The 19,825-nt window shown below is 48.2% G+C and carries 12 protein-coding genes; all 12 read left to right on the top strand.

What is annotated here, in order from left to right; all coding sequences use genetic code 11:
- Positions 1-143 precede the first annotated feature (143 nt).
- The 12 genes from A8708_RS13850 (at position 144) to A8708_RS13900 (ending at position 19,706) form a co-directional block, all read left to right on the top strand.
- Positions 144-515 (top strand): hypothetical protein, encoded by a 372-nt coding sequence (locus A8708_RS13850; RefSeq protein WP_068664310.1) that lies wholly within the window; start codon positions 144-146, stop codon positions 513-515.
- A gap of 20 nt (positions 516-535) precedes the next feature.
- Positions 536-709: a DUF6760 family protein gene (locus A8708_RS36985; RefSeq protein ID WP_312886413.1), complete on the top strand. Its 174-nt coding sequence runs from the start codon at positions 536-538 to the stop codon at positions 707-709.
- A 16-nt stretch (positions 710-725) separates the two neighbouring features.
- On the top strand, positions 726-1,175 hold the full coding sequence (locus tag A8708_RS13855) for a phage tail protein (RefSeq protein ID WP_068664312.1): 450 nt from the start codon (positions 726-728) through the stop codon (positions 1,173-1,175).
- 35 nt (positions 1,176-1,210) lie between these two features.
- Positions 1,211-7,006, top strand: coding sequence for a hypothetical protein (locus A8708_RS13860; RefSeq protein ID WP_068664315.1), 5,796 nt, complete (start codon positions 1,211-1,213; stop codon positions 7,004-7,006).
- 57 nt (positions 7,007-7,063) lie between these two features.
- Positions 7,064-7,690: a CIS tube protein gene (locus A8708_RS13865; protein WP_068664317.1), complete on the top strand. Its 627-nt coding sequence runs from the start codon at positions 7,064-7,066 to the stop codon at positions 7,688-7,690.
- Positions 7,691-7,694: 4 nt separating this feature from the next.
- The gene (locus A8708_RS13870; protein ID WP_068664319.1) at positions 7,695-8,783 is read left to right on the top strand and encodes a phage late control D family protein; all 1,089 of its coding nucleotides are present in this window, start codon (positions 7,695-7,697) and stop codon (positions 8,781-8,783) included.
- Positions 8,783-9,508, top strand: coding sequence for a phage baseplate assembly protein V (locus tag A8708_RS13875; protein WP_057309158.1), 726 nt, complete (start codon positions 8,783-8,785; stop codon positions 9,506-9,508). The genes A8708_RS13870 and A8708_RS13875 overlap by 1 nt, the downstream gene beginning before the upstream one ends.
- 26 nt (positions 9,509-9,534) lie before the next feature.
- Positions 9,535-9,936 (top strand): GPW/gp25 family protein, encoded by a 402-nt coding sequence (locus A8708_RS13880; RefSeq protein ID WP_068664321.1) that lies wholly within the window; start codon positions 9,535-9,537, stop codon positions 9,934-9,936.
- A gap of 50 nt (positions 9,937-9,986) precedes the next feature.
- On the top strand, positions 9,987-13,061 hold the full coding sequence (locus tag A8708_RS13885; protein ID WP_068664323.1) for a baseplate J/gp47 family protein: 3,075 nt from the start codon (positions 9,987-9,989) through the stop codon (positions 13,059-13,061).
- 84 nt (positions 13,062-13,145) lie between these two features.
- Positions 13,146-15,353: a putative baseplate assembly protein gene (locus tag A8708_RS13890; protein ID WP_204787531.1), complete on the top strand. Its 2,208-nt coding sequence runs from the start codon at positions 13,146-13,148 to the stop codon at positions 15,351-15,353.
- 517 nt (positions 15,354-15,870) lie between these two features.
- Entirely contained in the window at positions 15,871-17,988 is a 2,118-nt protein-coding gene (locus tag A8708_RS13895; RefSeq protein ID WP_068664327.1) for a phage tail protein, read from the top strand.
- A 29-nt stretch (positions 17,989-18,017) separates the two neighbouring features.
- Positions 18,018-19,706, top strand: coding sequence for a hypothetical protein (locus tag A8708_RS13900; RefSeq protein ID WP_068664329.1), 1,689 nt, complete (start codon positions 18,018-18,020; stop codon positions 19,704-19,706).
- Positions 19,707-19,825: the final 119 nt, after the last annotated feature.

Consider the following 19,825-nt stretch of genomic DNA (forward strand, 5'->3'; position numbering starts at 1 on the left):
GTTAGCTAGAGTAGGTGCCGGAGCGTATGTCTCCGGTTCCTAACTCTTCTTTTTGTTAGGAGGCTAGGCTAGGGCCTCATCATCACGAGATTATGCTTATGAAGTCAGTTTTCTGGAGAAAACTTTAAGGAGGTAACAACAACATGGCTTTCAAAACAGAATATGAATTTGAACTTCCTAGAGGGTATGTCGATGACAATGGTACGCTTCACAAAAAAGGTGTTATGCGCTTAGCGACAGCTGCGGATGAAATTCTACCGATGCGTGACCAACGTGTTCAGCAAAACCCAGGCTATTTAACGATCATTTTGCTTACGCGTGTCATTACCAATTTAGGGGACCTGCGTGCGATTGATACACGTGTCGTTGAGAAGTTCTTCACAGCAGACTTAGCATTCCTGCAGAACTTCTATCGCCAAATTAACGAAATGGACGCGCCAAGGGTACATACAAGCTGTCCCAAATGTGAGCATGAGTTCGATGTGGACGTGTCTTTTTTGGACGAGATGGCGTAACGGGCTACCCCATTGACAAGATATATGAAGAAGTAGGCTTCATTGCTTATTATTTTCATTGGTCACATGATGAGATTATGTCCATGGAACACCGTGAACGCCGTACGTGGTGCGAGGAAATTTCTCGCATTAATCGTAATTTGAACGAAGAAGGTAAAAAACAGCCAGACAATCCGTTTGATGTGTTTCGGTAAGAGGGAGTAACAAACAATGGCAAAGAATTCATCCAAATTGCATAATGTAGGTGGTAATTTTCGCTTTCTCGTTGAGCTTGATGGACTAATCGTCGGAGGATTCTCCGAGGTAACGGGCATGAAGTCAGAGATCGAGGTCAAACCTTATTGGGAAGGTGGCTTGAACACCCATCCACACTACATGATTCAACATACGAAGTATCCGAACATTGTGCTCAAAAGAGGTATAAGCAATTCTAATGAATTGTGGGATTGGTACAGTAATGCGGCACAAGGCAAGATAAGTCGGAAGAATGGCTCTATTCTTTTGTACAACGTCGAGGGTAAAGAGATGTGCCGTTGGGAATTCACGAGTGCATTTCCTGTGAAATGGAACGGACCTGATCTCAATGCAGGCAACGCCAATGTGGCGATCGAGTCGGTGGAGTTAGTGCATGCGGGATTGAAGACGATTTTCAAGAAATAAGCGTAGGATTGCCAAAACTTTTAGGGGGATTGTTCATGAAATCTCGACAATCGCATAAACCCCGTGGAAGAAAGAGTAATGGATCGTTACGTTCTGCTGTAGGTAAACGCACGTCGACTGTCGGTCAGACTTCTCGTCAGGCTAAGCAATTTGCTTCTGGGATTATGGGGAAGTATGGATGGGATCGTAATAATTATTTAGGAATGTTTGCTCTTATTTTCAAAGGCAAGGGTTTACTGACTGACAAGGAATTAGCATCGATACAGAACCCGAGTGATCGGGCATGGATTCTACAATTACAGCTTCAGCTGCAAAACTTGAAACATCCAGAATCAGCACCTCTCATTACAAAGCAGCAAACAATTCAGCAAATTGAGAAGTTAGTCACACAAAGTGGCTATCAAATACCGAAGCAAGTGCTTGTAGATGAAAGTCAGAAAGAAGTAAGCAGAGTGTCCTCTGAACATACGACGGCAGCCGTTGATGTGCCAGTCAAGAAGAAGCGAGGACGTAAAGCCAAGAAGAACAAGGAATTAGCAGCCCAAGTCCTTGCTGAACAAGAAATGATTTATGCTGCTAAACATAATCTTACACAGTCTAAACAAGAAACAATTAACAACGTTAATAAACGAAACTCACCGATTATGCAGCGCTCGATGAGGCAGCTCGTTGCTTCGATAGGTATGTTAGCTCATTCTACAAGCAGCAAGATGAATCAACCTAGCCCTACGGTGAATGGCGTTCAACATACAGGTCGTACAACGAATATTAGCCAGAAAACAGTCAATTTATTATTTAAACAAGCTTTACGTGATAATAAGAACACCAGTGTAGTCCGTTCCATTGAGCAGGAAGGGCAAACAAGAGCTAGGGCGAATCATTCAAACGTTGCTCAGCATGTGGATGCAATTCAAAATGCTTCCCTTTGGCTCGAACAGTTCCAATCTGGGAAATTGAGCTTGGGACGTAATGACGATGCGGCTGTTAGTGTTCGTTTCTCTGAGCAATCCAAATTGCCGTCCAATCCTTCAGTGTTTAATGTGGCTAAACTAATCTTGCAAGAGATAACGCACACGCCAATGAGTCATAATCATCGGGGATTGCCACAACTCAGTTCATCGATCATGAATGATCATGAGGTGCCAAGAGCGAGGTTTACGGATCTTCAAGCATTCGAAAAAAGTATGCCAATGAAGCTCGGAGAGGGTCCTTTTTCAGGAAAACCATCGCCAAGCACAGTTCGTTTTATACGTAGTTTACTGAGTAAACATGCTGAGGGGCAGGATGTACAAACTGACAAACGACAACCCGTTGATCGAGATCAGCCGGAAGGTCCCTTACGAGCAAGTAGAAATGAATCTGCCATTGCGAAGGGATTTCTATCTTCCAGCCTACAGCCAATGGCGATTAATGCTGCAAGCTTAACGTCACGTTTACCTAGATCCATGCACGCTTCCGCCAATTCATCTAGTCCTAGTCGTTCTAGAATTAGAGGATTTGATGCTAGCACGACGACGATTTGGCGTAAGTTAGGTGAGCAGCCAGAAGTTGCTCAGACACAGCCAGTTTCACATGTGTTGCAAGAACAAGGGGCACTAACAGAAGTAGTTCAGCGATTACAACAAGAACGTGATGAAATAAGGCTTCAGGAAGCGGCGTCAAGTCAGTTGGAAGTGATCGAACAACTGCGTAATCAGCAGGAACAGCAAGAAGTCCAACAACGTGTACAACGCGAAGAGTTGCAGGAGCAACAAGAATCGCGACAACGCGTACAACGTGAAGAGTTGCAGGAGCAGCAAGAATCGCGACAACGCGTACAACGTGAAGAGTTGCAGGGGCAGCATGAAGCACAACAATGGGTACAACGAGCAGAGTTACAAGACCAGCAAGTAATGCAGCAACGGTTACAAAGCGAAGAACCACAAGAAACTGAGCAGGCTTCGAGCTCAGCCCATGAGCCTGAACGACAAAGCCAGAGGCTGGGTAGAGACAATTCACATGAATTGTTTGAAACACAAGTTACTCAAAGCATTAACGAGAATAGGTTACAACGTAAGCTTCAAGTAGATTTAGAGCAAGAAGTACATGATTTGCAAGCAAAGCAGCAGGTAGAACCGGTAGAGCAAAGTAAGCAAGGCCAACAAAGGCAAGATGAAGATGCTGCAGAATTCGTGATTGTGCAACAATTTGAGCAGCCTGGTAAGCGGAAAAGAGGACGTCCACGCAAACCCAGTGGAGACTTACAGACAAGGAAAGAAACAACGAAAGAAATCATTGTCGGATCTCCTGAGAGTGCACCGATTATTGCAGATGTACAATTACTAGAGAACACGACATCTGATGCTGAGACTGAGAGCACGCCAGAACAGCCCCAAACAGCCTCCAAACACGTTGACGTTGTAACAGCTCACCCCAGTCAGGTGTTTAGAAAGCCTGCGCTTATGGAAAATAGGAAAGCAAAAGCTCAGAAAATTCAGAGCAACGAGAGCTGGTTGCAGCAGCTCGTTACCATACAAAGACAACCCTCTCCTAATAACGATTCTTTCATTAGGAGTACAAATAGTGTTAACCAAGATGGCAAGCAAGTTAGAACTAATAGGGCTACTGCCCAATTATCAGTGAATGTAGTTAGGCCTGATTTAGGTACAGATGTATTGGCTAGATCAGCAAGTAAGCTAAGAGATCAGCGCAGAAAAGAATCCGTCATAGTTCCTAGGAATACTAGTCGTACTATCAACGGGGAAGAACAGCGTAGAAGTACTCGGCTACATCGTCAACAAGAGAATCGAAGTGTAGATTCTAATATCCTACCTATTCAGCAAGAGCTTGGAGTATCACACAGTAAAACGCAAAGCGTGCAAGAAGATAAGACTAGAAACGGACTAATAAAGCAGGAAGATCAGCTTCTAAGCAACAGCTTTGGTGTCAGTGAGAAGAGCCCTACTGCGAAGTTAACTCCTGAGAATGCTGCTAGAATCGCAGGAGCAAGTGTTCGATCCATAGGTACTTTACTACCATCAACTTCGATTGAGCAGAGAAGTACAATGAACAGAGAAGTTGTTCGACTATTGAGGTATACATTACGCTCTCCCGGAGTCGGGCCTAGCAACAATAAGTCAACGGTTCAACAACAACCTGGTGTCCCAGAGAACCAGGCAAGATTGGGTCCACAAGTAATGGCTCTCAGACACACCTTAGCCGCTGAAACAGCAGCAAAGGTTGCAGAAAGCAGTATGGCCTTCGTGAATTCAGGTAAAGTTGCAGGGGATGGCTCCCAGTTGCTTCAACGCAGCTTACGGCAATCAGCTAGTTTGATTCAAAAGGTTCGCAGTTTGGTTTCAACAGAAGCGGATAGGGAGAATGGGGCACACAGTGCTGCAGGAACTAGTGAGATACAAACAAGTGTCAGAGAACAATCTCTTGACAAAGTAGCAAGTGAAATAACGAATGTTGGATTTGTTCAACCAGCCAGTCGTACTCCACTTAATATGGTTAGACGAGATGAAAGTCCAACTCGGGTTGATCAGGTGAGAGAACAGCAAGCAAGAATTCAGCGAAGAATTGACTTGGGGCAATTTATTTCACGTAAACCAACGCTAAGCCCTCGTACTGACTCGATTTTAACAAATAGCGATAATGATACTACAAGATCGAGCTCAACTGGAGCAAGAGTAAGAGATCAGCTGACGCTTCGAGCTGGGCGAATCGAGAATGGCATGATACCAAGACGAGGAGTCGGTTCGAAGGATGCACCGCCATTGGAAACGCCAAGCATGGCAGAGCAAGGAAGCGTGCAGCCTGTAGCTGATGTTGAGCGGAAGGATGAGAGACAGCACGATAGTGCTGTAAGTGATGTAGAAACAAGTGAACCTGTAACTGGAGACGTTGGTGTACGAACTTCTTTGATCAGAGAGAATTTTAGTTCTAGTAGCAGAATGGACACTGTTATTGATGGGCAGAATTCTGAAGCTGCTACACTAGGCCAACTGAGTCGATTGGATAGAGAGGTGGACTCACAACTCGGTCAACCGGCAAGAGAGATTGTACGTGGGGAGATTGTACAACGGCCGTTTTTCGTTGAACATAGTAGGTCATCGAACCCGAGCAACAGAAATGAACATGCCATACAAGCTAGAAGTATAGGAAATGGCGTATTAGGAACACTTGTACAGCGCTCATTGGGGATTACGAGTGGCCTACGGGTAAGAAGAGCTGATCAATCAGATACCAACCAATCACGGAGTGCATCGGGTGAATGGATACGTAGCAATCTCGTACAAAGATCATCTGAGGATGGAATTAGGGATAAGGCAAGGCAAGTAGTTATCGGTGAGAAAGAGGGCAGGATTGACAGAAGAGTTGATTCAGAACCAGTACGTTCTGCGAAACGCGCTTCTGCAGGAACAACAAGCTCGTCACTCACTAAACGAGCTGTTGATCTAACCAACCGGAAGATACTTGGTCAGAGAACGTTGGAAGCTTCGATTGGGCTACAAGGTACAGAAGCTGCTGCTGGCCATCTGATTCAACGGGCGAGTGAGACGAGAATTAGGCAATTAATCCAACAAGTGTCTGCACCAGATATCAGGCAAGGTTTATTGCAGCGCGGAGATGGTGGAGCATCGTCAAAGCGTGAAGCAATGAAATGGAGCGGGGCGCAAGCCGAGCATCTCCAGAGACGCATAGTCGTCGATGGCAGTGAGCGCGCGCCTATGCAGGAAGTCCATGGTTCGGAGAACCGCTTGGAAGCGGAACGATTCCAAACGGATTCGGCAGAGCAAACCATCAGGGCTATGGTGAGCGCGCAGGTAGAAGAGCAGCGCGCACAAGGGCTAGAGCCTGCGGCCGCTTCGCGGGCCGCAGAGCCGGTCTCGACCGCGCGCGCAGCACGCGCGCCCAAGGCTCGCCAGAGCACGAGCATGACACCGCGTGTCATGCCGCTGCTGGCGAGCAGCGCAGGAGCGCTTCGCGCTGCTCCTGCGGGAATGGCTGCGGCTTCGCCTGCCGCAGCGGAACATCGACTGCCCGCCCGCGGGATGGGCAGTCTCGTACAGGCGGCTGCCGCAGGAGGAGCCGCCGCAGCAACAGCTGGCGCGCTGAGCGGTGCCAGCATCACGAACAGCAGCAGCCAAGGCTGGTCTGCTGCATTAACGAAGCCGCTGCCAACGCAAGTGCAGCGGCTTGCCAGACCCGTCGACGCCACGCGAGGTGGCGCCGACAGCATGCAAGGCACGCCCGCACAGAGCGTGCCCATGCAATCCCGCTCGCAGCAGCTGTCGATCGGTGCGAGCCACCAAAGCACGCCAACGCTGAGCGTGCTGCAGCAGTCCCGCACGCAGCAGCCGTCGATCGGCGCGAGCCACCAAGGCACGCCAACGCTGAGCGTGCTGCAGCAGTCTCGCTCGCAGCAGCCGTCGATCGGAGCGAGCCACCAAGGCACGCCAGCACTGAGCGTGCCGATGCAGTCCCGCACGCAGCAGCCGTCGATCGGCGCGAGCCACCAAGGCACGCCAATGCTAAGTGTGCCCATGCAAACAGCAAGCCAAGAGCACCTTGCTTCACCACTCAGCATGTTGGAGCATAAACAAGCTCCAACAAGTCAACTGGCGAACGCACCGCTGGATATGGACTGGCTGCGCACCAAAACGAGCGCAGACTCCGAACCCGCACCAGCAGCGCCAGTTGATCTGGCACCGCCAGAGCTAAGTGAAGGGCAGCTGCAAGAGTTGATCAAACAGCTTCCACAGCTGGATATCTCCAAAATCGCAGACAAAGTGTATCGCGAAATTGAGAAGAAAATGAAATTCGAACGGCAACGTCGAGGTATATAGATTTGTGAAATGACTTGATCTCCAATTGATTCAATACGGCAGAAAGGACGGATTCCTATGGCACTTAAGAAAGCTATGATTATTGTACATAAAGGCAGTAAAACAGAAAATGTACAAGTCATGTTTAACCCAGGTGAGTATACGATTGACACGAGCAATAACTACGACTGGAAAACAGTGCCGGGTCTGTCCATGCCAATTGCTCAGTTCGTGAGCGGGGGGACGACGACACTCACCATGGATTTCTTTTTCGATACCTACGAGAAAGGGACGGACGTTCGTCAGTTGACGACGAAGATTTCAGGTCTCCTCGATGTGGAGAAAGAGATCCATGCACCACCGCTATGTAGATTCGTATGGGGGTCCTTGGATTTCAAGGGAGTTGTCGTCGGTGTCAATCAGCATTTTACAATGTTCTTGGATACTGGAGTCCCAGTTCGAGCTAAACTTAAGGTGACATTTAAATCTACCCTAAGCAAGAAAGATCAGTTAAAGCAAATTCCACGTCATTCGGCAGATCGTACGAAATTGAAGATGCTGAATCAAGGGGATCAACTGTGGACAATAGCTGCCACTGAGTATGAGGATCCTACGATGTGGCGAGAAATCGCCAAAGCAAATGGGATCGATAATCCAATGAAAGTAGCCACGGGACGCCGAATTTCAGTTCCGCGGTTGGATTAAGCCGATGGCCTTAGATCTGGATACGAGCTCCTTTACCTTTGACGACCTTGCCAAGAAATACAGTGATTTTTATGCACCTTACTATGATATTAAAGTGGATGGCACGAAGCTGTCCGATGATATCGCGCTGGATAATTTACGCGTGGATACAACGATTGATGGCACGGCAGACTCTTTTTCTTTTCGAGTAGCGAATGCGTACGACATTACGAAAAATGAATTCCAATGGTTATCCACCTTCACATTAGGTAAAGCCATCGATATTGGTTTAGGTTATTTAGATAAATTTACCCCAGTTTTTACAGGTCAAATCACGTCCGTCGTTGTAGATTTTCCAGAGGGCGGAGCACCGGGTCTCGTTGTGCGTGGGATGGATATATCTTATCTCATGATGAAAGGGACGAAGTCTCGTTCTTGGAATAAGAAGAAATACAGCGAGGTCGTTGAAGAAATTGCCAAAACATATGGCTTCAAAACAAATGTAGATGCTACAACAACGGTATTTCCGGCACTTTCACAGAGTCAGATTAATGACTATCACTTCATTCAGAATTTAGCGAATTTAGTTAACTATGATTTCTTCGTTGTGGGGAAAAACTTATATTTCCGCAAGCCATTGACGGCGATGACAGCCGTGATGACATTGGAAATGGGGAAAACACTCCGCAGTTTAATGATAGATCACAATTTAGCCGAGCAAATTACAGGCGTAACCGTACGAGCTTGGGACAATAAAGAGTTAAAAGTTATCGAAGGCAAGTCAGCCAGTGTGACGAAGCTAGGTTCTAATAGCAAGACGGGCAAGGATATTCTAGGCTCCAAAGGTGACTTCATCGAGCATATGTATACGAATGTAACCTCTGTGGAGGAAGCGAAGAGCTACGCTGATGCGATATTAAACCGCCGGGCTATGAAGATGGTAAGCGGCAGCGGCGAATGCATTGGGATTCCAGAGATTCGCGCGGGGCGCTATATCAAGCTCAGTGGGGTGGGTAAGACGTTCGACCAACCGTATTATATTACGGGAGCGACTCATATTTTTGACGATGAAGGTTATACAACTCGGTTTCAATTGGGAGGGAATGCGGTCTAATGTTCAAAACTCCCGATATTACCATTGGTGGCATATCCGATTTTGCCAGTCAGAAGATAGGCGGCGTCATGGTGGCTGTGGTTACGAACAACACCGATCCTGATAAAATGGGACGTGTTAAGCTTAAGCTACCGATGCAAGAAACGGAAACAGAGACAGATTGGGTCCGTATCGCAACGTTAATGGGCGGTAAGGAAATGGGGAGTCTCTTTATCCCGGAAGTCGGCGATGAAGTATTAGTTGCTTTTCATTTGGGCGAGCTGCGGATGCCATTCGTGATTGGTATGCTGTGGAATCCGAAAAATATGCCGCCAACACCCGCAGAAAAAAATGATTTGCGAATGATTAAGACCAAATCAGGTCATGAGCTGTCTTTCAATGATAAAAGCGGTGACGAGAGTATTACAGTGAAGACGAAAAAAGGCCAGATTATTGAACTGAAGGACAAGGATCAAAGTATTTCGATTGCTGACTCCAGCGGGAACAATAAGATCTTGATTAAAGGCGGCTCGGCGAATGAAATTTCGGTTGTCAGTCAAACATCGAAGATCACTCTGAACGCCAAAGGCGAGGTCGGCATTGAAAGTACGAAGGAAATTAAAATTAAATCCACCCAAATTAACATAGAGGCTTCTGCCACAATGGCTTTGAAAGCAGGAGCGACCTTAGATTTGAAGTCAGATGGAATCATTAATATCAAAGGTAGTATGGTGAAAATTAACTAGAATCAATTCACGAGGGGAGTGGCGGGATGTCGGAAGCATTTTTGGGACGAGGATGGAAATTCCCGATTCAGGTAGATCCTGCAACGGGAAGGATCCGAATGTCCGAGTATGAGGAAGACATCGCGGAAGCGATCCGCGTTATTTTGGGCACCACGCAAGGTGAACGTGTCATGCGTCCTTCTTTTGGATGCGGCGTTCAGGAATTTATTTTCGGCCTAACCGACGATACGACTCTTCATTTGCTGCAGAGTAATATAGAAGAAGCGATCCGTAACTGGGAACCGAGGGTTCACGAGGTTGAAGTGAAAGCCATCCCAGAAGCGGATGACCCCGCCAAGGTTATGATTCATATTGCCTATCAGGTCCGTACAACGAACAATTTGTTCAACCAAGTCTATCCGTTTTATTTATTTGAAGGTTCGAAATAGAAAGAGGATGCGGAAGCGATGACGATACGTGCGGAAGAGGAGGTGGAATTGTGCAACCTCCCAAAATTGATACGAGAGACATAGGGGATCTGATCGCCCAAATGAAGGAAATGGCGCCGTATTATACGCCAGAGTGGCGCTTTACGCCTGAGAACCCGGACCCGGGTTCAGCGTTGTTCCTCATGTTTGCTGATATGTTTCATGACAACATTAAACGATTGAATCGAGTACCAACGAAGAACCTAATCTCGTTTCTGAATATGTTCGATGTCACGCTGCTTCCAGCAAGACCGGCCAGTAGTTACCTGACATTTGCATTAAATGAGGGGACGAAAGAATCTGTGTTTATTTCGGGGGGGACGCAAATTGCTGCTTCCATAGAAGCCGATACGATTCTTTATGAAACGGCACGCAGTGCGTTATTGACACCGGCTGTGCTCTCAAGCATTTATGCGACAAGTCGTAAGCAGGATATTATTGTTCGGATCTCGGATGACTTCTTACTTGCTAGTCGCCATGGGTACGCGTTCCCGAAGCAGTTATTTCGTCTTCAGGATGGGGAGAATTTACAGGAGCATGGTTTGTATTTGGAGCACAGTTCCCTTTTCACGGTAACCAACCCGGCACGGATCGAGATCGAATTCCGCAACAGTACGAAACGCTTTGAGGAGTTCGGCATGTCGAGCCAACTGGCAGATCCAGAGCTTGTGGAATGGCTGTATGCAACAGCCGAAGGTTGGAAAGCGTTTGATGCTGTTGAGTCGCAGGGCAACCGGGTTATTTTGCTTAAAAGCGTGCATGAAGAACTTGTTCTTAAAGAAGTGAATGGTGTGACCGGCCGATGGATTCAATGTCGATTAAAACCGCACCAAACCGGTCGGACCACACTTGCTGACAGCAGGCTTTCTATGGATCATATCTCTTTCAAAACCGACTATGTAGATACCCTTGAAACGGGCGGAATTGCCCCGGATCAGATGTTTTATAATGATATTGATGCGGATCCATCGGGGTTTTACCCATTTGGTGATCAATTCGCCCTGTATGGCTCCTTCTATATTGGCAGTCAGGAAGTGTTTACGAAGACGAATGGTGATATTAAGCTGAGCTTCGGGTTACAGGCATTCGAGAATCGTTTTGGAGCGGAAAATGGGGAACCCGTAGACTGGAAAATGGTCATGAAGAAGAACAGGTTCGATAAGGCACCCGTGGTGCATGTGACGGTTCTTCAAGTGGCTTGGGAATATTGGAATGGAACGACATGGGTACGACTTGATGTGGGCAAGGATGCGGAGAAGCTCTTCTACTACCCTGTGCAGCAAAAAGTTCGTAAGGAAATTCAATTCCGTTGTCCGCCAGATCTTCAGGCTACCTATGTGAATGGAAACGAAAACCGTTGGATCCGAGCTAGGATCTTACATATCGAAAATGCCTATATCGCGCAGGCTTTGTATCTATCACCTTGGATTGACGAAGTAGCGCTAACCTATCACTATGAGGATCGACTTTATCAAGCGGAACGTTGTTTGTCCTTTAATAACACGGTTTTCGAAGAAAGAACGAAGCATAGCCGTCAATTGGCAGGCGGATTTGAACCTTTCCAGCCTTTGGAGGGCAGTCATCCAGCCTTATGTTTTTCTTTTGATACACCGCCAGTGAGAGGTCCTATTTCGATATTCGTCTCGATTAAACAACAGCGATTCTCGGAGCATGACGTGCCTATGCTGGAGTGGGAGTATTTGCGAGCAGGCTTGCTTCCTGGAACGCCACCAGAGTGGGTAGTACTCAAGGTTATTGATGAAACGAAAGGCTTGACGCAAAGCGGAACGGTGCAGTTCGTGGGTCCATCTGATTTTGCCGGCGTCTCTCTATTCGGTCAAGAAGGTTACTGGATTCGGGCTACGAATCGGGATGATATTTATGATGATGTGACAGGACGTGTACAGATTCCGACAATTCAAGGCGTGTATATGAATACGGTTCGTATTCTGCAGCAGGAGACGATTACCGGTGAAGTTCCTGAGGTCAAAGGACTGGAAGAACTGGAGTATCAGCTAGCCAGACAAGGAATCGTGTCAGAAGAAGTATGGGTAGATGAGACTGAATTCATTACAGAAGAGGATATCTTGGAATACGAGTTATCTGGCACGCCTCTCATGGACATTCGTCGTGATTCAGAGGGCAATATTCTGCAGGTATGGGTTCGCTGGACATCTGTTCGCGATTTGACGTTATCGAGTAGCCGAGATCGTCACTATGTCATTGATCATACCTTTGGACGCATACGAGTTGGAGATGGTGTCCATGGGATGCACCCGCCGAAGGGCGGATTAGAGCAACTAAGGGTCACTTACCAGGTTACAATGGGCCAGATAGGTAATGTCGCTGCTCGTCAGATTAATCAGATGCAGGATTCGATTGCTTTTGTCGGTGAGGTGTATAACCCTGAGCCTGCATCGGGCGGTTGTCAAGCCGAGAAGCTGGAGTCTGCACTAGTGCGAGGGCCAGAGATGTTGAAGCACCGCAACCGAGCTGTTTCCTCCAAGGACTACGAGTGGCTGGCTAGAGAAGCCTATCCGAACATTGCGAAGGTGACGTGTATACCGAATCGAAATGCGTATATGAAGAAAGAAATCGGAGCGATGACGCTTGTTATTTTACCAAAAGAAGGTCAACAAGGCAGTTCAACGTTTCCTGAGCTCAAAAAACAAGTAGAACGATTCATTCTGGGGCGTGCCTCAAGTCTGGTTGCCTTCCCGGAGCGTTTGCAGGTGATTGAGCCGGTATACATGGAAATATCGGTTTCGGCTATTGTCGCTGTTGAAGGAATGGATACGGTCGTTCTCACGGAAATTCAAGCGATTGAGAAGTTAAATCGATTCCTTGACCCGTTAACGGGCAATTTTGATAATAAAGGTTGGGCGATTGGGGCACAGATTCATCCTTCCGTCTTTTATGCACTGTTAAAATCGATTCGGGCAATTAGCCATGTCGAAAAGCTGTATATGTCTGTCTTCAAAATTGAAGACGGCGAGCGCGTGGAGCTGGATGTTAATCGACTGCCATCGCTGCCGCATGGCATTATTGTGAGCGGAAAGCACAAGGTCGTTGTGAACGTACTTTAGGAGAAAATCAATTAGCGTACGCTTAGAAAACTTGAAGGAGGTGAGCACAAGTAAATGCTACCCATACCTAATTTAGATGATCGCATGTTCGAGCAAATGGTGATGGAGGCGCGGAAGTCGATTCCGAAGCTTTTTCCGGAATGGACAGATGAGAATGAGCATGATCCTGGGATTACGTTGCTAGAACTGATGTCTTGGATGACAGAGATGCAGCAGTACTACTTAAATCGGGTGACGGAGCGCAGTGAACGCAAGTTTCTCAAATTGTTGGGAATTCGTCCTCGCGATGCGGTATCTGCCGTATGTGATCTGACATTTACAGGCGCTACGCAGCAACTTGTGCTCCCTAAAGGGACGCCGCTGTCTGCGATGGATCTGCGGTTTGAGACGCAGGCAACCCTACAGCTAGTCCCGGCCGCTTTGGAGAAAGTGCTCGTACGTACGGAAACGGCTGCTGCTGATTATACATCGAACAATCAGGCCAAAATTGCTTATTACGCTTTCGGTGCGGATGCCCGTAAGGGAGCTCATCTGTATCTTGGTTTTGATCAAGCATTGCCACTGGACACGGAGATATCGATCTATTTTAATCTCTTTGATCGCTACCCTGTGAGGGTAAGTCATCAGGTAGAGAAGATGGCGCCGATGATTTCATCAGCCAAAGTCGCGTGGTCATTCGCAGGCGGAGATGAACAGTCTGAGAGTTGGTTGCGTATTGAGCCGAAGAGCGATACCACTGTTCATCTATCGCAAAGCGGGGAATTCAAGTTCTTCATTACATCAGAAATGAAGCCGATGTCCTTGTATCCGGCTGATGATCGTGGCCGTTATTGGCTTTGCTGTACACTGGAAGAGGACGGCTATGAACTGGCTCCCAAAATTGAAAAGATTACGCTCAATGCTGTTAAGGCCGTTGAGCAGGAAACATTCAGCGAGGTGACAGCTTTCAATTCGTCAGGAGAGCCAGATCAGAGCTTCGAGCTGTGCTCGTATCTTGCTTACAACGGCTTGCACACGATTCAGGTGCAGGATGAGCAGGGCCGTTGGCGCGACTGGCACACAGTTGCTGACCTAAGTACCTGCGGGCCATCTGATCTCTGCTGCGAGCTGCAGCAGGATTCGGCCCGTCGGACGACCCGTCTTCGCTTCGGCGACGGGGTGCACGGCAGTATCCCTCCGCAGGGCGCGAAGCGGGTACGGCTTGTTGCTTACACGGCTGCGTTTGACTACAGCCGGTATGTGGGAGGCAGCAAAGGTCTGCCTGGGCAGACCTTTGAGATCAGCCGCGGCCGCGTGTATAAACCTAGCAGCATGCTGCTGCAGGTGGGGTACCGCCCGCGTGGCGAAGACAGCTTCGTCTGGGACGACTGGACCGCCGTGGATGACTTCGATAACTCGAAGTCGATGGACCGCCACTACATCTACGACGCGGCTTCTGGCACGATCCGCTTCGGTAATAACGAAGCGGGGTTAGTGCCGCGCAAGTCAGGGGAACCGAACATACGGTTCCTGGTCTTGCAGGCAGGCGGGGGCGTACGCGGCAACGTGAAGGACGGCCTCGTGACGGGGCTCACGGCTTCGCCAGCTGCGCCGAGCGTGAGCGTGACGAATCCGTTCCCGGCGCGTGGCGGCCAGGAAGCGGAGACGCTCGCGCAAGCGAAGCTGCGCGTGCAGCGCGAACTGGCTGCGCCAACGCGCGCGGTGACCGCCGAGGACTACGAGGCGCTCGCGAAGGCGGCGCCGGGTCTCCGCGTCGCGCGGGTGAAGGCGATCCCCCTGTATAAGCCGGGGATGCGGGATTTCCCACGGGTGTCGGCGCCTGCGCAGATGACCGTGGTGGTTGTGCCTTACAGCGAGAGCGACAAGCCGAAGGCTGGCAAGGGCTTCTTGCAGACGATCAAGCTGCATCTGGATCGGCATCGGTTATTGACAACGGAGCTGCATGTTATTCCAGCGGAGTATATTAAGATCACGGTTCACGCCGTCGTGGTGATGGAGCCGAAGTATAAGAACGAGCAACGGCGCATCGCGCTCGAGCTCCGTAATCTGCTTCAGCCCATGGATCATGGGCATGGCGCGGAGGGTTGGCGTTTTGGACGGACCGTGTATAGGGGAGATATTTACGGCGTCATTTCCCGGATCAAAGGTGTCGTGTATGTGCAGGACATTTGGCTCGATGCCGAAGGCACAGGCTTCCACAAGGATGGCGCTGGGGATATTCATATCCCGCCATATGCGTTAGTCTACTCCGGCAAACATGAGATTGAGACAATCAGTCAGACGGATTTGTAGGTGTAGAAGTATGAGTATGAGTGCTTCGCCCAACTACCCGCTGCGAAGTTAATGGATGAGCAGTAGAAGTTGAAGTACAGTCATTTAAGTAGCTAACATTCAATTAACTGTAAAATCTACAGCTAATTTCCCCGTATGACCTGTGATTTTGCGATTAGATGGAAAAAGTACAGCTAATTTGAGCGAAATTGTCCGTTCGGTGGGTTTTAGCAGAAATTAACTGTAGGAAATCCATCTATTGCTCGCAAATGGCGTAAATCAGCAAAATTAGCTACATAAAATCCATTTAATTTGTTGGGAGCGGCTGCGAAGGCAAGACGGTATTGGTTTAAGTGGCAGTGGTGGTAGAAGTTTAATTGGTAGAAGTAGAAGTAGAAGTAGAAGTAGAAGTAGAAGTAGAAGTAGAAGTAGAAGTAGAAGTAGAAGTAGAAGTAGAAGTCACTTGAGTAATCAGTATCAGTATCAGTGTGCTCAACTAAGTAATGTTCCCTACAAATTTGAAAAGAGGTGACGAACGATGCAGGATGGACAAACGTTTTTCTCGCTTAACAAGAGAATGGATTGGGAAGAAGGCTTTGATGCGAATGTGCATATGCTGGAGCAGGGGTTTTCGATTCAGCAGTCGGAGAAGTATAGCATTCATCGCATCGTTCGCACGGACGAGCTGGATGGGATTCCGCCTATTTGCGATATGACGGTGGGTCCTGGGCGGAAGCTGATTTTGTTGGATGAGTCGGCAAATGTGTGGATTTACGATGACGAAAGTCGGCATAGAGAGCTACTGTTTCGTCATGGTCACGAGTTGTTCAGCTCGCAAGCGATGCTTGCCTCGATGTCGGATCTACTTGTGATTGCAGATAGTAGTGAGAGTACGGAGAGAAGGCTTGCCCTATACTCCATCTCGAATGGTCAAACCATGTGGGCGGTTCACAATTGGGAAAATTTAAGTTTATATCCCCTATCCCTGAATACGAAGCTTCAAACCGCGAATACGCTATTTATAACAGTTCCTTTGGACATTGCGGTTGGTATGAATGGAAGTCCCGAAGTCCCGAAGGACGGTCGGATTGGCATTATACAGTGGAACTCCGCCGGTGAGGTGATGCGTGTGTATGAGCATGATGCACATCGTATGCCAGAATCGATTCCGATTTCGAAGCTGCAGGATCGCTTTTATACGGCGGCGGCAGATGGGACGATTGCTCTGCTGGATAACCAACTTCGGACGGTAACGGTGTTCCATGAAGATGGGCGAGACCCGTTCCATTTCCAATTGGAGCAAGAGGGGCGATTTGCCGGTATTTCCATTGATACGAATCATAATCTCTATATAGGGGATAGCGGTTACGCGCAACAAGAAGGTGTGACGGAGCGGTTTATTTTAAAATATAGAGGCAACGGCACCACATTGGATAAGGTCACAGGCTTCCGAGGACGAACAGATAAATTAGTACTGGATGGTCGCAATCGCCTATATGTGTTTGATCGAATTAGCGGCCAGATTAGCTTGTTGGATCTTCGAGCACGAACGATGCTGCTGGAGGATACGCAATTGCCGGAGGCCGTGTACTTCTCAGCTGACCTAGATACGACAGAGACAGAGACGACGTGGCACAAAATACGTCTGGAAGCCGATATTCCAGAAGAAACGCAGATTCGGTTCTCGTATTATACTTCCGATGAAAGTGAAGGGATGGTTGATGGAGATTATGTCAATCTCACTAACTATTTCACGGATCCGGATATCTCGGTCAAAGAAAAGCTGAGAGCGACGCGTGATCTATGGTCAGAGCCGATTCTGAATCCCAAAGATGCGCTGCTGATGCATGCGAAAGGTCGATATCTCTGGTTCAAAATCGAGCTCGTCGGCAGTGAGCAGAAATCACCTTTTATTCGTAAGTTGAGAGTGTACTACCCACGCACCTCGCTGATTGCGTATTTGCCGCCGATGTATCAACAGGATGAGGAACATAGCCCGTTCTTGGAGCGATTCCTAGCGATGTTTAGTACGTTTTTTGACGATATGGAGGATACGATTGATCGAATTTCAGGTCATTTTGATCCAGATGCCGTATCGGGTCCGTACTTGGAATGGTTGGGCGGTTGGTTGGCCATTACGGAGCACGAAGCCTGGGGTGAGAGGAAGCTAAGAGAGCTCATTAAGCGGGCACCTGAGCTATATAAGTTGCGAGGGACGCGCGAAGGTTTGATGAATATGCTGCAAATTTATACGGGCGCTGAGCCATTCATATTAGAATATTTTCAATTTAAACAAATGCAAGAAACGTCGGAGCTGCGGCAACTTTTCACCCAGTTATATGGCGATAATCCGTATACCTTCTGTGTGCTGTTAAGGCCCGAAAGTGTACGTACAGATGAACAGCGCTTAGTTATTGAGCAGATTATTGAAGATCAGAAGCCGGCTTATACCGAAGGCAAACTGATTGTACTGCAGCCTTGGATGTATGCGGATATGCATACATATCTAGGTATTAATACGTACTTGTCTGAGCCTACTTTGTTAACCCTTGATCAGCGTTCGTCCATGCCTTACAACACCGTGCTGATTGATGTGGATCGTGATAAACGGATGGATATCCATACGCGCTTGGGACTAGATTCCGAAATCGAATAATAAATGGTAGAGAAGGTGAGGGTATCCCTATGAAAAAATCACGTTATTACCCGTTTGAACGCAATCGGTATTTCTATGGGAAGCTGCTGACGGTCAGAGATTTCGAGTCTGAGCAGAAGTATTTCAATGATAAACGCCGTATGATGAATCGCTTGCTGCATGGTTCTGGCGTTCTAACCGGTTTGCAAGTTGTAGCCGTCGATGAGAAGTCTGTTTCGGTCGAAATGGGTGCTGCCATTGATGCCTTGGGACGGGAAATTGTCGTGCCATCCCCGATGACGATGAAGTTGTCCATGATGGATGGTTTCAGCAATAACCAGTATGCGAAGAACGTCTACCTCTGTATTGCTTATGATGAAAAGGAAAAAGAACCCGTACACGCTGTAGCGAACTCTTCCGTCCGTTCGGACGAAATTAATGATTATAATCGAGTGTTGGAAAGCTATCGTCTGTTTATCCGCGAGGATGCGCCGGACCCATCCTCTTTGCCGCTAGCGACGTTGTCAGATCAGACGATTGTCCTGTATCAGGATAAACAGGTGCGCGTCTTGCAGACGACACCACGCTATGTGAATCCGGGACAATTGTTCGAGATGACGCTGCGTTTTGAGAAAACGCTGAAAGCTGGCAGATTGTCTTTCCAGTATGAGCTTGATGCTAGACGCGTAGAAGCGATCAACGGGACGACGATTGTGTTCCAAGAGCCGCAAGATGCGCAAGAGAGCGAGTATGAAATGAAGGTACTGCTTCGTGCAGACAGTACGGCTGCTGTGAAGGCTGTAGTCGGTGTGAAGGCAGGAACAGGAGCTTTGAAGCTGGATGATCGACAATTGGAGTTGCAAGCACAATCCATTGGCGAGATTAGCATTGTGACCGAAGCGGTGAATGAGCGGTTGATGTCGGATTTCGTGAAACAATCCTTGGAAGCTTCGCTGGAAGCTCCGTCAGAGCCGTGCATTTATTTGGCCAAAATATGTTTGATCCAAGTCGGACCGACTTATGTCATAGAAACGGTTGAGCAAGTACCGTTCGGTGAATACGTCTACAACACATCGGTCATGTATCGACTCGGTCAAGCCAGTCAATACCGAGAAGAAACGTCCGGTCAATTCGTCACGAAGTCCAAAGTAAAGACTTTGGCACCAGGGCAACCACCAGAGCTAAATGTGAATTACAACCCCTTGATCAGCGAGCTGTCGTTTGATTTGGGGATTCCAGCTGGCGGTGGCAGCGGGATTGCAGGCATTGTAAGCGGGTATGTCGACATTCCGATTGAACCTTTTACGAAAATCGCTGTGTCCCCATTCGGGAGAGCTATGAAGAGCTTCTATTCGGGTGAGATTGTACACGGACTCGGTGAGGGCAATGTGTTGATCATCACGAGCTTAGAAGAGCAAAGCGGCGATGCGTTCTCGGATATTCTTTCTAGTGGAGACCGCGTATATGGCGGGGCTTCGGAAGTGTTTAAAGGCAGCGAATTTGAGCCAGATTCACCTGAAGTGAAGATCGGAACCATCGCGTACCCGCAGAAGGGTACGTTCCGTATCGGCGTGAAAGTGCAGCAATCTGGTGAACAAGGCAATGTACGTGTACGCTGGTGGGCATACAGTGCCGAGATGGCAGGCGTCGTGCAAGGTAGTGGTGGAAGCGGAGATTCCTTGGACGAAGCGTTGTCGGCCATGAGGGAAGCGGCTTCGGCAGGTAGTGACACGCAGTAGATCGACAGGGCCGTTCTGAACAACTTCAATTGTTCGGGACGGTCTTTTTGTTTATGAGGTGGGCAGCGTTAGGGTACTAGACGAACTTAGTACTATGAAATGAGCCTGATATCGCCGAA

This window comes from Paenibacillus oryzisoli (genome assembly GCF_001653565.1).
GTDB classification, from domain to species: Bacteria; Bacillota; Bacilli; order Paenibacillales; family NBRC-103111; genus Paenibacillus_E; species Paenibacillus_E oryzisoli.